13 protein-coding genes and 3 pseudogenes are annotated in these 13,159 nt (G+C 70.1%); 7 read left to right on the top strand and 9 right to left on the bottom strand.

From position 1 onward, the window contains the following. Nucleotides 1–1,007, top strand: a pseudogene (locus ABD363_RS18230) (hypothetical protein); the annotation flags it as partial. A 5-nt stretch (nucleotides 1,008–1,012) separates the two neighbouring features. Continuing rightward, nucleotides 1,013–1,369 carry a Tn3 family transposase gene (locus tag ABD363_RS18225; RefSeq protein ID WP_344604764.1) on the top strand — a complete coding sequence of 119 codons (357 nt, stop codon included), beginning with the start codon at nucleotides 1,013–1,015 and terminating at the stop codon, nucleotides 1,367–1,369. Between the two features lie 329 nt (nucleotides 1,370–1,698). Here the strand turns inward: ABD363_RS18225 and ABD363_RS18220 are convergent, their stop codons facing one another. The 4 genes and pseudogenes from ABD363_RS18220 to ABD363_RS18205 form a co-directional block, all read right to left on the bottom strand. Next, a complete protein-coding gene (locus tag ABD363_RS18220) occupies nucleotides 1,699–2,097 on the bottom strand; it encodes a Rossmann-fold NAD(P)-binding domain-containing protein (protein ID WP_344604762.1) in 399 nt (132 codons plus the stop codon). Between the two features lie 23 nt (nucleotides 2,098–2,120). Continuing rightward, complete coding sequence (locus ABD363_RS18215; protein ID WP_344604760.1) at nucleotides 2,121–2,567, bottom strand: SDR family NAD(P)-dependent oxidoreductase; 447 nt, start codon at nucleotides 2,565–2,567, stop codon at nucleotides 2,121–2,123. Nucleotides 2,568–2,625: 58 nt separating this feature from the next. Next, nucleotides 2,626–3,867 (bottom strand): amidohydrolase family protein, encoded by a 1,242-nt coding sequence (locus ABD363_RS18210; protein WP_344604758.1) that lies wholly within the window; start codon nucleotides 3,865–3,867, stop codon nucleotides 2,626–2,628. 183 nt (nucleotides 3,868–4,050) lie between these two features. Beyond that, a pseudogene (locus ABD363_RS18205) lies at nucleotides 4,051–4,493 on the bottom strand (Rrf2 family transcriptional regulator). Nucleotides 4,494–4,761: 268 nt separating this feature from the next. On the opposite strand from ABD363_RS18205, the gene ABD363_RS18200 reads away from it, so the two are divergent. The 3 genes and pseudogenes from ABD363_RS18200 to ABD363_RS18190 all read left to right on the top strand — a co-directional run bounded on the left by ABD363_RS18200 (nucleotide 4,762) and on the right by ABD363_RS18190 (nucleotide 6,714). Continuing rightward, complete coding sequence (locus ABD363_RS18200; RefSeq protein WP_344604756.1) at nucleotides 4,762–5,403, top strand: hypothetical protein; 642 nt, start codon at nucleotides 4,762–4,764, stop codon at nucleotides 5,401–5,403. A 114-nt stretch (nucleotides 5,404–5,517) separates the two neighbouring features. Further along, nucleotides 5,518–5,829 carry a site-specific integrase gene (locus ABD363_RS18195; RefSeq protein ID WP_344604754.1) on the top strand — a complete coding sequence of 104 codons (312 nt, stop codon included), beginning with the start codon at nucleotides 5,518–5,520 and terminating at the stop codon, nucleotides 5,827–5,829. Continuing rightward, nucleotides 5,768–6,714 (top strand): annotated as a pseudogene (locus ABD363_RS18190) (GlxA family transcriptional regulator). The gene ABD363_RS18195 and the pseudogene ABD363_RS18190 overlap by 62 nt, the downstream one beginning before the upstream one ends. Before the next feature lie 29 nt (nucleotides 6,715–6,743). Here ABD363_RS18190 and ABD363_RS18185 read toward each other — a convergent pair. The 4 genes from ABD363_RS18185 to ABD363_RS18170 form a co-directional block, all read right to left on the bottom strand. Then, nucleotides 6,744–7,001 (bottom strand): DUF5133 domain-containing protein, encoded by a 258-nt coding sequence (locus ABD363_RS18185; RefSeq protein ID WP_344604752.1) that lies wholly within the window; start codon nucleotides 6,999–7,001, stop codon nucleotides 6,744–6,746. A gap of 474 nt (nucleotides 7,002–7,475) precedes the next feature. Continuing rightward, nucleotides 7,476–9,245, bottom strand: a complete 1,770-nt coding sequence (locus ABD363_RS18180) for an ABC transporter ATP-binding protein (RefSeq protein ID WP_344604750.1) — start codon at nucleotides 9,243–9,245, stop codon at nucleotides 7,476–7,478. 122 nt (nucleotides 9,246–9,367) lie between these two features. Further along, nucleotides 9,368–9,913 carry a hypothetical protein gene (locus tag ABD363_RS18175; RefSeq protein WP_344604748.1) on the bottom strand — a complete coding sequence of 182 codons (546 nt, stop codon included), beginning with the start codon at nucleotides 9,911–9,913 and terminating at the stop codon, nucleotides 9,368–9,370. A gap of 28 nt (nucleotides 9,914–9,941) precedes the next feature. Further along, on the bottom strand, nucleotides 9,942–10,433 hold the full coding sequence (locus ABD363_RS18170; protein WP_425577997.1) for an ATP-binding protein: 492 nt from the start codon (nucleotides 10,431–10,433) through the stop codon (nucleotides 9,942–9,944). 279 nt (nucleotides 10,434–10,712) lie between these two features. Between ABD363_RS18170 and ABD363_RS18165 the strand changes: the two genes are divergently transcribed. Both ABD363_RS18165 and ABD363_RS18160 read left to right on the top strand, forming a co-directional pair. After that, complete coding sequence (locus tag ABD363_RS18165) at nucleotides 10,713–10,958, top strand: DUF397 domain-containing protein (RefSeq protein ID WP_344604747.1); 246 nt, start codon at nucleotides 10,713–10,715, stop codon at nucleotides 10,956–10,958. 150 nt (nucleotides 10,959–11,108) lie between these two features. Next, nucleotides 11,109–12,035, top strand: coding sequence for a helix-turn-helix domain-containing protein (locus ABD363_RS18160; RefSeq protein WP_344604745.1), 927 nt, complete (start codon nucleotides 11,109–11,111; stop codon nucleotides 12,033–12,035). Between the two features lie 177 nt (nucleotides 12,036–12,212). Here the strand turns inward: ABD363_RS18160 and ABD363_RS18155 are convergent, their stop codons facing one another. After that, on the bottom strand, nucleotides 12,213–13,031 hold the full coding sequence (locus ABD363_RS18155) for an SAM-dependent methyltransferase (RefSeq protein WP_344604743.1): 819 nt from the start codon (nucleotides 13,029–13,031) through the stop codon (nucleotides 12,213–12,215). Nucleotides 13,032–13,159 lie beyond the last annotated feature (128 nt).

The raw sequence follows: 13,159 nt of genomic DNA, 5'->3' as shown, positions 1-13,159 counted from the left end.
GCCCTGAAAGGGCAACCACCCGCCAGCCGCGTCCCCAACCTCACGGGTCAGTACAGCTAGCCGAGCACGTTGCCTGCAAGGAGCGGCGGCCGGAGCAGGTGCGGGTGGAGCTGCTGACCCGTTGCCGTACGGAGTCCATCGAGCCACCCACCCCTGGGCGGTGCAACCGAATCGTAAAGGCGGCGTTGCGGGCCGCCGAGGAGACGTTGACGGCGCGGATCTCGGCAAGGCTCACGGTAGAGAACACGGAGCGGATCATGGCCCTGGTCGCTGGCGCCGACCAGGCGGACGACGCGGTGCCCGGTGACGCCGGTGCAGCTGGGGGCGAAGACGGTGTGCCGGTCCTGGGGAAGATCAAGGAAGCGCCCGGCAACGTCAGCCTGGAGACGATGCTCAGCGAGATCGACAAGCTGCCGGCGGTCCGGGCGGTCGGGCTGCCTGCGGATCTGTTCGCGGACGTCGCGCCGAAGGTGGTGGCCGGATGGCGGGCGCGGGCCGCGGTGGAGTCGCCTTCCCATTTACGCACGCACCCGCTGCCGTTGCGGGTGACCGTGCTGGCCGCGCTGCTGCACGAGCGCGAGCGGGAGATCACCGACACTCTGGTGGAGCTGCTGATCTCCACGGTGCACCGAATCGGCGTGCGGGCGGAGAAAAAGGTCACTGAGCAGCTGGTCAACGCCTTCAAGAAGGTGTCGGGCAAGGAGAACATCCTCTTCAAGCTTGCCGAGGCGTCGATCGGCGAGCCGGAAGGCACGGTCCGCGAGGTCGTCCACCCGGCGGTGTCCGGCGGTGAGCAGACGCTGCGGGAGCTGGTGCACGCGTTCAAGACCCGGGGACCGGTCTACCGTCGGACGGTGCAGACGACGTTGAAGGCGTCGTACACCAACCACTACCGGCGCGGGCTGATCAAGCTCCTGGACGTACTGGAGTTCCGCTCGTCCAACCACACCCATCGGCCCGTGATCGAGGCCATCGAGGAGGGCCTGAACGTGATGAGGAGGTCCTGAACGTGATGGAGTCCTCCAACGGCGCGAACTCCGTGATCGCCTACGGCAAGGGTGGGGAGATCGCTTCCAACCGGCGCGACGAGCAGGAGGTGTTCGTGCTGTGCGTGCGGATTCTGCAACCGGCCCTGGTGTACGTGAACACCCTGATGCTCCAGGACATCCTCGGCGAACCGGAGTGGGCGGATCTCCTCACACCCGCCGACCGGCGCGGCCTGACCCCGCTGTTCTGGTCCCACGTCCGGCCCTACGGTGAGGTGAACCTCGACATGGACGCCCGCCTCCACCTCGCCGCGGCCTCCGTACCGGGCCCCCGGGCCCAGGCCGACCAGGCCGAGCGATCCGTCGCGGAGAACGCGGTGTGAACCTGCGCCTGTACATTCGAAGCGGCGTCCGAAGCCACCTCTTATGGCTTCGGACGCCGCTTATTCGTGGTGCGCTGTCGGGTCAGGTGGTCGGCTCGGTCTCGGCGTGCTTGAGATCGAACCTGACGAACTCGATCTGGGCGACGGGGATCATCAGCTCGTCGGCTGTCTGCTGGATGAAGTGGTCGCGGCGGCGAGCGCGGTGAGGCGGCGGCGTCGCGGCCGAATTCGAACGCGTTCTGCGTTGCTGCCACCGCTTTCTTGTCGATCAGCGCCTTGCTCATGCGACCGAGACGCAGGGCGTGAGCATTCTCAGCCCTGCACGCGAGTCAGCTTTCGTCCGATTGGAAGAAGCGCGGGCCGTTTCCCCGGTCTGCGCAGTCGGTCGAGCAGGCCAGGTCGCGTTGTGCCCGGAGCTGGGCCAGACGAGTGCTCAGCGTGCGGGTGATGTGCTTGTAGCTGTCGCTGCCCGGAGTGAGGCGTAGCGGGGCGGGTTCCTCAACGACGCTGGCGATCATTGCGTCGACCATCTTGCCTGGGTCGCCCGGCGAGTGGAGCGAGGTGTCGTCGAGAATGTCATTGATCCTGCGGGAGGGTGAGGCGTCATAGGCAGGGATACGGGGCCCGACCCTCGCGCTCCTGTTATGGAAGCCGGTGCGCGCACTGCCGGGTTCGACGATCGTGCAGCCGATCCCGGACACGGCCACCTCCTGCGCAACCGTCTCCATGTACCCTTCGATACCCCACTTCGTCACGTATAGAGCGAGCTGCCGGGAATCGTCACCTGGCCTCCGAGGTTGGAGACCTGGAGGATGCGGCCGTGACTCCGCTCGCGCATGTGGGGAAGGACCGAGTGAACGAGCTGGATTGATCCGATCAAATTGGTGTCGATCTGGTGGTGGACCTGTTCGTCGGTTACCTCCTCGGCGGCGCCCAGCAGCCCGTAGCCGGCGTTGCTGACGACCACGTCGATGTGGCCCATCGCGGCCCAGGCGGCGTCGGCCGTCGGCCGGATCTCGCCGGTGTGTGTCAGGTCGAGAGCGGCGAGCCACAGCCGGTCGCCGTATTGGGCCTTGAGGTCGTCGGCGGCTGAGAGGTCCCGAAGTGTGCCAGCGACGCGATCGCCGGTAGCGAGCAGCTTTTCCGTCATCAGGCGGCCGAAGCCGCTGCTGATGCCGGTGATGAACCAGGTTTTCATGGGTGGTTTCCTCCCCCGGGGGGTGAAGCGGCGGGAGGATGTCCCGCCCCGCGTGCGCCTAGCGCTTGTCGACGACAAGCCCGCCGTTCAGGATCACTATGCTGAGGTCGCGAAGGTTGCTGATGTCCGCAGTGGGATCAGCGTTCAGCACGAGCAGGTCGGCGCGCTTGCCGGGGGCCACCGTGCCGAGGTCGGGGCGGACACACTGCCGCGACGCGCCGCTGGTGCCTGCGGCCAGCACCTGGGTGGGCGTCATCCCGGCCGCCACCATGAGTTCGGCCTCGTCCAGGCTGTTGGCTCCGAATAGGCCCCGACCGCTGAAGGTGTCGCTGCCCAGCGCGACGTGCACGCCGGCCTCCGCGACCTTCTTGAGATTGCCACGGGCGTCCGGGTGGGCATCGTCGATCCAGAGCGTGGGCGTGTAGGTGATGCCGTGTTCGAGCATCAGGTCGATGAGCGAGTGGTCGGTGAGGGGCTCGACGGTGACACCGTGCTCCAGGCCGTCCGCCCCAGCCTCGATCGCCTCGCGTGCCGCGGCTTGCTGGGTGGTGTGGACGGTAACCCGAAGGCCCCGCTCGTGCCCGGTCTCGATGCCCGCCCGAAGGAGATCGAGGGGAAGCCGTTCCAACTCGACACCACCAGGAAAGGCAGGATTCTGCCAGAGGTACTTCGGCCCGCCGGCGTGCGCACACGCGCCTTCCGACAGGAGTTTGACCGCGTCCACCTTGCGGTCAGCGAGGTGGTGCACCAGGGCGCGGATCTGCTGCACGCTGTCGACCTCTCCCGTGAAGCGCTCGCGCGCCCAGGGGTTGCCGCTGAAGACAGTGGCGGCGGGATGCCCGTCGCGTCCGGTGATACCGCAACCGGTCGCCAGCAGTCGCGGGCCCCGTAGCGTGCCCGCGGCGATTTTCGCCCTCGTGTCCAGAATTCCGTCCGTCGGATCGCCCACCGACTTGATGGTGGTGATCCCGTGGTCGAGGAACAGTTCGAGCCTTCCGGGAAGTTCGTTCTCCTCGAAGGCCCGCATCGAATCCGGATCGGAGACCGCGCGCACGTCGTAGAAGTGGATATGAGTGTCGATCAGGCCCGGCATGACCCATCCTTCGGCCGCATCCACCTCCTGCCTGCCCCTGAGCGGCTGAGCCGAGACGGAAGCGATCTCTCCGCCATTGATGGCGACGTCGTACAGACCGGCGAGCGCCTGGCGGCCGTCGAAGACATGTGCGCGACTGATCACGAGGTCGTAGGTCGCGGGGCCAGGAGCCCCCGTGCTCGCAATTGCTTCGGATTCCTGGGGCATCGCTCTCACTCCTGGTGCGTTCTGAGCAGGTGTTCGGGCCGCAGTGCACGCGGACGGATCATGCGGCTGCTGGCATCGGGAGCCAGGAGGGCCCCGGAGGGCCCGGACCGGAAAAACTGTAACTAAACAAGTTGCAGTTAAGTCATGCATCATGACGCAGGGCAGGTATGCGTCAGCGCCTGATCAGTGATTCCTCGGTTCGTTGCCGGAGGCCAGTATCTGATGCAGCAGACCGGCGATCGTCGTCCTGCCGAGCTGTTCCTCCAGGGCTCGTTCCGCGCTCCGGAACTCGACGTCAAGCAGGTCGCCGATGTTGCGTCCGACCTCGCACGCCCCGCTGGGCGGATGGGTGTACCGCGAGAAGATCTGCCCTTCCTCGACGGCGGCGTACGCGTCATAGAGCGTGATGTCTCGCGGGGCGCGAGCAAGGGACCAGCCGCCCCCCGACCCTCGGCGGACCACACCAGGTGAGCGTCTCGCAAGCGACCGAGGATACGCCGCACGAGGACTGGATTGCTTTCAAGGCTGTCCGCGATCTCCGTGGAAGTCAACGAGCCCCCACGCCGGTGCGCCAGCATCGCCAGCGCGTGAATCGCGACCGCGCTCCTACTGCTGAGCCCCGCCATCTCCTACTCCTTGCCGTCACCGGTTAACTGCAACCATAGCAGTTTCAGTTGGAGCGATAATCAACCGAGTTGCCTTGAAGGGGTATGACTCAGGTGAGAGCCCCAAAGGGGCCATGGGATGAACTTGAGGATTCGACCGCCGCAGTAAATGCCGGATTTACTGCGGCAGGGCCTCTACGGTGATCACCGCGACCTGCGGCGGGGCGTTCCGGCCGCCGGGGCGAGGTGTACGCATTTGCTGCGGTAGCGCTGGAAGGGCGAGGCGGGCATGACGATCGAACCAGCGACCGACCTCGGGAGTAGGGGCGCGCTTCGGCTGCCGCGCGCCCGAGTGGTGCCCCTATCCGCCCCGCCCTCGTCGTACACCGCGGCGGTCGAGCGGTACCTCACCGGCGCGGGCATCGCGAAGTCCTCCGCACGGATCTACCGGATCTCGCTCATGACATGGGGGTGGATGCTCGCCAGCGAACCCGCGCCGACCGGACCCGCCCGCCGGGGCGCGAAGCCGCCCATCTTCCCCGTCGCCGCGATCGACGACCCGACGCTGCCGGAGGTCCTGGCCGAACTGGCGGCGGCGCGGGCGGACGCAATGGACGCCGACACCGTCAACCGGGAGCTGTCCATCGCACGCAAGGCGATCGGCTGGTGGCAGCGCCAGGGCTGGGTCGACGGAGATCCGACGATCGGCATCGAGCGGCGGCCGGCGCCACCGGACCGCACCAAGGCCCTGGCCGAGAACCAGATCGCCGCCCTGTGGCGCCTGGACGTCGGGCTCAGGGAGAAGACGTTCTGGAAGCTCCTCTACGAAAGTGCCGCACGGGCAGATGAGGTGCTGTGCCTGAACGTAGAAGACCTGTATCGGCAGGACAAGCGCGGCAGGATCACCGCCAAGGGCGGGGCCACCGAGTGAATTTACCAGCAGTCCGGCACCGCCCAGCTCCTGCCCCGCCTCATCGCCCGCCGCACCTGCGGCCCGCTGTTCCTCACCGACCGCAAGGCCCCGGCCGGAACGCCCACGCTCGACGTGTGCCCCGAGACCGGCCGGGCCCGCCTCTCCTACCGCCGGGCCGAAGAAATTTTCGAGGAGAACACCCGTCTTCTGGCCAACCCTCTCGCCTCACCCGAGGACATCGAGGACCTGGACGGCTTCACGCTGCACCGGCTACGCCACAGCGCCCTGACACACGAAGCGGAGGGCGGCACCTCCACCCCCATGCTGCCGGCCCGCTCCCGCCACGCCTCCGTCCGATCCCTGGAGCGGTACGCCTGTCCCGGTGTCGACGCAGTCGCCCGACACGTCGCCGAGCGCGACCCCGCAGCATGTCGCCGCACGTGACGCCCCTCGTTTGCGGCTGGTGACAGCGTTCTTACTGGCACCCCGGATCGACCGCGGGCTCGACGCGCTGCGGGACGCCGACACGATCATCGTGCCGGGCCGCTCCGAGGAGACCGGTCCGCCGTCGGAGCGCGTCCTGGCCGCCCTGCGGCAGGCGGCCGGGGCGGGCACCCGCATCGCGTCCGTGTGCGTGGGCGCCTTCGTGCTGGCCGAGGCCGGGCTGCTGGACGGGCTGCGCGCCACCACGCACTGGTACGCCGCCGGGGAACTGGCCCGCCGCTATCCGCGCGTCGAGGTGCAGCCGGACGTGCTGTACGTCGACAACGGGCAGATCCTCACCTCCGCGGGTGCCGCCGCGGGCCTCGATCTGTGTCTGCACATGATCCGGCGGGACCTGGGGTCGGCCGTCGCCGCGCACGCCGCCCGCATGTGCGTCATGCCGCTGGAACGGGAGGGCGGGCAGGCGCAGTTCATCGTGCACGAGCTGCCGCCCGTGCCGCGGGGCTCGGCCCTCGAGCCGCTCGTGGAGTGGATCGAGGACAACCTGGCCCACGAGATCACGCTGGGCGCGATGGCGGCCCGCGCCGGGACGAGCGAGCGCACCCTGAGCCGCCGGTTCCGCGAGCAGACGGGCACCACGCCGCTGCGGTGGCTGCTCCGGGCGCGCGTACGGCGGGCCCAGTACCTGCTGGAGAACAGCGATCACCCGGTCGAGAGGATCGCGCAGCAGGCCGGCTTCGGTTCGCCCACGCCTTCCGGGAACGCTTCCGCAAGGTGGTCGGCACCACCCCGTACGCCTACCGCACGGCGTTCCACGGGAAGCGGGCCGCCCGCGCGGAGCGTGCGCAGGGCCTGTCTCGCGGTTCAGCCCCGGAACCGGGCTGAACCGCGAGACAGGCCCTGTTCCGGCGGCGTCAGACGGCCAGCGGCAGGCCGCTCTCGTCCTCCGGCTCCGCCGTGGCGGCGGTCGTCCGCCCCTTGGTGAGCAGCAAGGCGTCCGCCTTGGCGATCGCGTCGTGGATGCTGGACGTCCCCATCGTCACGCACAGCGTGTAGCTGACGTCCTCCAGCTCGCGCGCCGCCGTCGGTGTCGCCTGCTCCGCCTGAGCGATCCGCAGCGACGCGTACCGCGTCAGCAACTCCCTGATGACCTTCGGGTCCGGTACGAGCACGAAGCGCCCCTCTCTCGATTTTCGCTGCGTATGCCCGGACCGGGCCGAAACATTCGCTCTCCGCCCCCGCCTGTTCGAAGCTGGCCAAAAACGTTCGCTCACTGACCGATTACCGACCTTTTGAGGTGGAGGATCTACCGAAAAGGGCGTAGAACGACTCGCTTCTCCAAACCCCGCGGCCCGGCGGAACGGAGACGCCTCCGCTCCCGGACTCCGCGGCCCGGCAGAGCGGGAGCGTCTCCCCTCCCGGACCCCGCGGCCGGCCCGAGCGGAAGACCCCGCCCCCTTGGCCGAGCGACCCGCCGACGGGCCGCTCCGCCCGCCGTCCCACCGCCCCGCCGCTCCGTCCACCGCCCCGCCGCCCTCGCCACTGCGGCCTCCGCCGCACCGGCCGCGACGCCGGCCGTGCCCGCGCCGCCCGTCGCCGCCGTACGCGAGGCGGCGGCCCGCGGTCGGCCCCGCCGCCGGGCAAGGTCAGGCGACCTGGCCGCTGTGCAGTGCCGTGTAGGCCCCGCCCCGGCGCAGGAGTTCCTCGTGCGTGCCGATCTCCTGGATCCGGCCGTCCCCCATCACCACGATCCGGTCCGCGCCCCGCACGGTGGACAGCCGGTGGGCCACGACGAACGTGGTGCGCCCGCGCAGCAGCCGGGCGAGCGCCTGCTGGACCAGCGCCTCCGACCGCGTGTCCAGCGCCGAGGTCGCCTCGTCCAGGACGAGGACCTTGGGGTCCCGGATCAGGGCGCGGGCGATGGCCAGGCGCTGCCGCTGGCCGCCGGACAGCCGTGCGCCGTGCTCGCCGACCAGGGTGTCGAGGCCCTGCGGCAGCCGGTCGACGAACTCCAGCGCGTTGGCGTCGCGCAGCGCCGCCCGGACCGCCTCCTCGTCGGCGTCGTCCATGCCGTAGGCGACGTTCTCCCGGACCGTGCCGTCGAAGAGGACGGACTCCTGCGGCACCACGGACACGAACCGCCGGTAGGTGCGCAGGTCCAGGGTGTTCATGTCGGTCCCGTCGAGCAGCAGCCGGCCCGAGGTGGGGCGGATGAACCCGATGACGAGATTGAGCACGGTGGACTTGCCCGCGCCGGAGGCGCCCACCAGGGCGATGGTCTCGCCGGGCCGGACGGCGAGGGTGAAGTCGCGCACGGCGGGGCGTCCGCCGTCCTCGTACGCGTAGCCCACGTGCTCGAAGGTGATCTCCCCGCGCAGCGCGGCCAGTTCGGCCTTGCCCTCGTTGTCCTCCAGTTCCGGGGCCTGGAGGACCTCGCCGACCGAGCGGACGGATTCGAAGCCCTTGGTGACGACCGGGGCGAGTCCCGCCAGCGTTGTCGTGGAGTTGGTGAGGGTGGTGAGGAAGGCGCTGAGCATCACGACGTCACCGGGGGTGACGCCCCAGACGTCGTAGTAGGAGACGAGGGCCGCGCCGGTGAGGACCAGCACGCCGACCACGTTGAGCACCACCCAGGCCAGCGAGGCGAACCGCCCGTTGACCAGGTCGAGCCGCATCCCGGAGGTCAGCAGCCGGCGCAGCGTGCCGTCCATGCGGCGCAGCGCCTTTCCCTCCAGGCCGTGGGCACGGGTGACCGGAATCAGACGGGTCATCTCCGTCACCCGGGAGGACAGGGCCTCGACCTCGTGGCGGAAGTGCTCGTTGTGGGTGCGCAGCCGGGCCCGGAGGCGGGCCACGAGGAGGGCCGCGGCGGGCACGACGACGAGGAAGACCGGCAGGAACTCCGGGGTGCGCACGGCGATGATGACGAGACCGCCGGTGAGCACGGTGAGCGCGCCGAGCCCGTTCTCCGCCGTCTGCTGCACCATCTGCTCGACGGTCTCCACGTCGCGCACCACCTTGGCCTGGAGCACGCCGGCGCTGACCCGTGAGTGGTAGCCGATGGAGAGCTGCTGCATGCGGGTGCACAGCGCGGAGCGCAGGGCGGTGCCCATGCGGCGGACGCTGCCGTACAGCAGGCGGACGTACAGCACGTGCAGCGGGTAGTTGACCAGCAGGATGAACAGGATGATCCCGGCGCTGGTCCACAGCCGGCCGATCGGCTGGTGCTGGACGACGGTGTCGATGATGGACGCGGTGATCAGGGGCAGCAGCCAGACGGGGCTGTGCTTGACGGTGAAGACGACGACGGCCGCGGCCAGGCGGTGGCGGTCGGCGCGGAACAGGTAGGCGAGCGTGCGTATCGGGTGCTCGCCCCGGTAGCGGTGGTCGAGCGGTCTTTCCAGCGACGACGCCATCGGCGGTGGTCCTCCCCGGTTGCCGAATCAGGGGCAAGCGCTTTCCTACCCCGGTCGACGGAGAGTGCACCACACCGTCTCGTGCGCGGAGGACCCGCCCCCTCCCCCGAGAGGGGCGGGAGTCACTCCCCCAGCGAGCGGGCCAGTTCCGCGCTGGCCCGGGCGATGCCGGCGTCCTGGTCCGCGAGCAGCTGCCGCAGGGCGCCGCGCCGGGCGTGGACGGCCCGCCGTGCCGCCCGTTCCCACACCACGGGGTTCTCGCGGCGGTTGAGCAGCTTGGGATAGACGGCGGCGGTGTTCTCCCACTGGCGGGCTTCGGCGATGTTCCTGAGGAGCCGGATGATCTGCGCGCGGCAGCTCACGTGGGGCAGCTGGGCGAGTTCCCAGAGGAAGGGAACCGTCGCGGCGGTCGCCTGCTCCACGACGAAGCCGTACTGGCAGATGCGTCTGCGCAGGTCGTCGAGGGCCGAGAGGGCGGTGTCGGGATCTCCCCGGGCGATCCGGTCCAGAAGCAGCGGAACAGCCGCCGCGGAGCCGGTGGAGTCCCGGATCTCGCTCCACGGGACCCGGCTCAGCCCGGCGAGGGGCGCGGCCTTCGCCGTCCCGGTCGGCGGCGTCCCGCGGTCGGTGCGCTCGGTGCTCGGCTGCGGGGTCGGAGCGGTGCGCATGGCGTGGGGCCTTTCCACGGCGGTCGTGTCAGGTGGGGGGACGGGTGGACAACCTGGCCCAGACGGTCTTGCCGGCGGGACGTCTGGGGGCCCACCCCCACTCCTCGGACAGGGCGTCGACGATGCGCAGGCCGCGGCCGTGCTCCTCCAGGGCGGAAGCGTCCGGCGGCGCGTACACGGGAGGGGCGTCGGCGGGGTCGGAGACGCTCAGCGTGAGGCGTCCGGGGTGCAGGGCGATCAGCAGCCCGATCCCGGTTCCGTCCGCCGCGGTCCGCGGGACCGCGTGCGTCACGGCGTTGGAGGCGAGTTCGGTGACCACCAGGACGGCGTCGTCGCTGCGGTGGCCGAGCGACCATCCGCACAGCGTGTCCCGGGTGAAGGCGCGGGCCCGGGCGAGTCCCTCCCGGCCGCACGCGATGCGCAGTGCCGCGGCGGCGGGCAGGCCGGTCGGCTCATGAGGCTTCGGCAGGAGCCGGTCCCCCGGCTCCCCTGCGCGGGGACGTCCGTCGGCCGTGCCCACGGCGCCCGTCCGTGGCGTGAGTCCGCTCAGCGGCCGGAGCGCTCGGTGCGCGGGTAAGAACACAGCAACTCCCTGATGCGACGTCAGGACGGGGCGCCCACACAGGGGTTGACGCCGCAGTTATTATCCACGCTGACAGCGCTCGCGTGCAATTGCACGAGAAATTGCGCGAAAGTCGGCTGGGAGTCGACGGTCCCACGCGAAGGCCCCGCCCCTCCCCCGACGGCCGGTTTCTCGCAACGGCGCACGGCGGGGATCACGAACTGCAAGGAGACTGCGGTGCCACCAGTGCAGAACGGAGTGCGGGCCAGCTCGCTGGACGCCTGCTGGATCAAGAGCCGGCACAGCAACGCCGAGGGCAACTGCGTCGAGGTCGCCCCGATAGAGGGGGGCATAGCGATGCGCAACTCCCGCGACCCGGACGGCCCCGCGCTCGTGTACACCCACGCGGAGGTGGCGGCGTTCCTGGCCGGCGCGAAGGAGGGCGAGTTCGACCACCTGCTGCCGGGCGGCCGGCTGCCGTGAGGCCGCGGCCCCCTGCCGCACGGCGGGAGCCGGCCCTGCGGCGGTCCGGGAAGCGGAGCCCAACTCCCTTGCTGCTACGGGCGGATGCGGCGGGCGTCGATGGGATGCGATAGTGTGATTCCCGATTCTGCCGGTCTGCTGGGAGTCAGGATGTCCACCGCATCGCATCGCATCTCCCGTCTCGAACCGTACCTGGACCGGCCGGAGCCGGCTCCCACCCTGCTGAAGATGCTGGTCGGCGTCCAGCTGGCGGGTTTCCGCGAGGACGCCGGCCTCTCCCAGGAACAGGCGGCGCGCGCCCTGGGGTTCAGCGCCGCGAAACTCTCCCGCATGGAGTCGGGCAAGGGCCGCAGGCCCCCGACCGAGACCGACGTCCGCGCGCTGCTGACGTTGTACGGCACCGAGGAGTACGCGGTGTCGGTGCTGCTCAAGCTGTTGCAGCGGGCCGGGGAGCCGGGGTGGTGGCAGCGCTACGACAAGCGGCTGATGCCGGAGTGGTTCGACCGGCTGGTCGGGCTGCAGGAGGCCGCCGCCACCATCCGCACCTTCGAGATCCAGTACGTCCCCGGCCTGCTCCAGACGGCGTCCTACACGCGTGCCGTGGTGGAGCGGGGCCTGCCGAACGCATCCGCCGGTGAGGTGCAGCGGCGGGTGGAACTGCGGATGCGCCGGGCGCAGTTGCTGTCCCGCCCGGACGCTCCGCAGCTGTGGGCCATCATCGACGAGTCCGTGCTGCTGCGGGTGCTGGGCAGCCGGGAGGTCATGCGCGAGCAGCTCGCGCACCTCGTGAAGATGGCCGGACAGCCCCATGTGACCCTGCAGATCGTGCCGCTGGACGTGACCAACGCCTCGGCGCCCGCCATTCCGGTCACCTACCTGCGCTTCGGTGGCCTCGACCTGCCGGACGTGGTCTACCTGGAGCACATCAGGAGCGCCAACTTCCTCGAGGACCGCGACGAGACGGAGGAGTACCGGCTGGCGCTGGACCGGCTGGCCGACGAGGCGCTCACGCCGCGCGAGTCCCTGCGGTTGCTGCGGGGCACGATGGAGCAGCGCTACCCCGCACGGGAGAAGTGACGGACTCCGCGACGGAAGGGAACTCCTCTACGGAGGGGGACTCCTCGACGGAGGGAAGACGGTCCGCCGCCGCACGAGGAAGAAGCGGCAGCGGCGGGCGCGCGTTCCCCGGACGCGACGACGGCGTCCGGTGCGCCGGAGGCTCCCGGTGCACCCGAGCCGCGTGGCAGGCCGTGCCTAGCGGAGCCGGCCGACGCCGCCGAACTCGATCCACTCCTGGGTGAGCTGACGGGGTATCAGCTCGCTGTCCGGCCGCCAGGTGGACACCTCCACCAGTCCCGGTTCGAGGATGTCCATGCCCTCGAACCACTCGGCCACGTCCTTCTCCTGGCGGACGCGGCCCCAGTGCCCCTGGGTCGTCTGGTCCATGAAGTCGGTGACGAACGCGCGGACCTCGGGGTCCTCGCTGACCAGCTGGCACATCACCAGGTAGCTGCCCGGCACGATGCGTTCGGTGACCCGGCGGACCACGGCGAGCGGACCGTCGGTCTCGCTGTCGGGGATGCAGTGGAAGACCGAGTTGAACAGCACGGCGACCGGCTGCGAGAAGTCGATCAGGCGCTGCGTGTCGGGATGGGAGAAGATGCCGTCGGTGTCGCGCATGTCGGCGTGGATGACCGCGGTGCGCTCGTTCTGCTCCAGCAGGGCCCGCCCGTGGACCAGCACCATCGGGTCGTTGTCGACGTAGATCACGCGGGACTCGGGGTCGACGGCCTGGGCCACCTGGTGCACGTTGTCCTGGGTGGGCAGCCCGGATCCGTGGTCGAGGAACTGCCGGATCCCGTACTCGGCGGCCAGGGCCTTGACGACGCGCTGGAGGAAGCGCCGGTTGTTCAGGGCCAGCGCGCGGGTGCTGGGGACGACCTTGTCGAGTTCCTCGCACGCGGCGCGGTCGGCCGCGTAGTTGTCCTTGCCGCCCAGATAGTGGTCGTACATACGCGCGGCCGTGGGCACGTTGGCGTCGATCTCCGTGGACAGCCGCTTCTCGGTGCGCATCGTTCCCCCAACTCCGTTTTCCCGCCAACCCCGTTGGCCTGACCGAGATTACATCGCAGGAACCGTGCGTTCGCCGAAACCACCTCGGCAACGGCGCACACTTCCGGCCATGCTCCCGGGGGCGCCGA

It is taken from the genome of Streptomyces glaucus, assembly GCF_039533365.1.
Taxonomy (GTDB): Bacteria; Actinomycetota; Actinomycetes; order Streptomycetales; family Streptomycetaceae; genus Streptomyces; species Streptomyces glaucus.
This window is presented reverse-complemented; position numbering and strand designations above follow the sequence as displayed.

Coding starts and splice junctions, on each gene's coding strand:
- ABD363_RS18225 (WP_344604764.1), top strand. CDS start 1,013: ATGGAGTCCTCCAACGGCGCGAACTCCGTGATCGCCTACGGCAAGGGT.
- ABD363_RS18220 (WP_344604762.1), bottom strand. CDS start 2,097: ATGGAGACGGTTGCGCAGGAGGTGGCCGTGTCCGGGATCGGCTGCACG.
- ABD363_RS18215 (WP_344604760.1), bottom strand. CDS start 2,567: ATGAAAACCTGGTTCATCACCGGCATCAGCAGCGGCTTCGGCCGCCTG.
- ABD363_RS18210 (WP_344604758.1), bottom strand. CDS start 3,867: ATGCCCCAGGAATCCGAAGCAATTGCGAGCACGGGGGCTCCTGGCCCC.
- ABD363_RS18200 (WP_344604756.1), top strand. CDS start 4,762: ATGACGATCGAACCAGCGACCGACCTCGGGAGTAGGGGCGCGCTTCGG.
- ABD363_RS18180 (WP_344604750.1), bottom strand. CDS start 9,245: ATGGCGTCGTCGCTGGAAAGACCGCTCGACCACCGCTACCGGGGCGAG.
- ABD363_RS18175 (WP_344604748.1), bottom strand. CDS start 9,913: ATGCGCACCGCTCCGACCCCGCAGCCGAGCACCGAGCGCACCGACCGC.
- ABD363_RS18160 (WP_344604745.1), top strand. CDS start 11,109: ATGTCCACCGCATCGCATCGCATCTCCCGTCTCGAACCGTACCTGGAC.
- ABD363_RS18155 (WP_344604743.1), bottom strand. CDS start 13,031: ATGCGCACCGAGAAGCGGCTGTCCACGGAGATCGACGCCAACGTGCCC.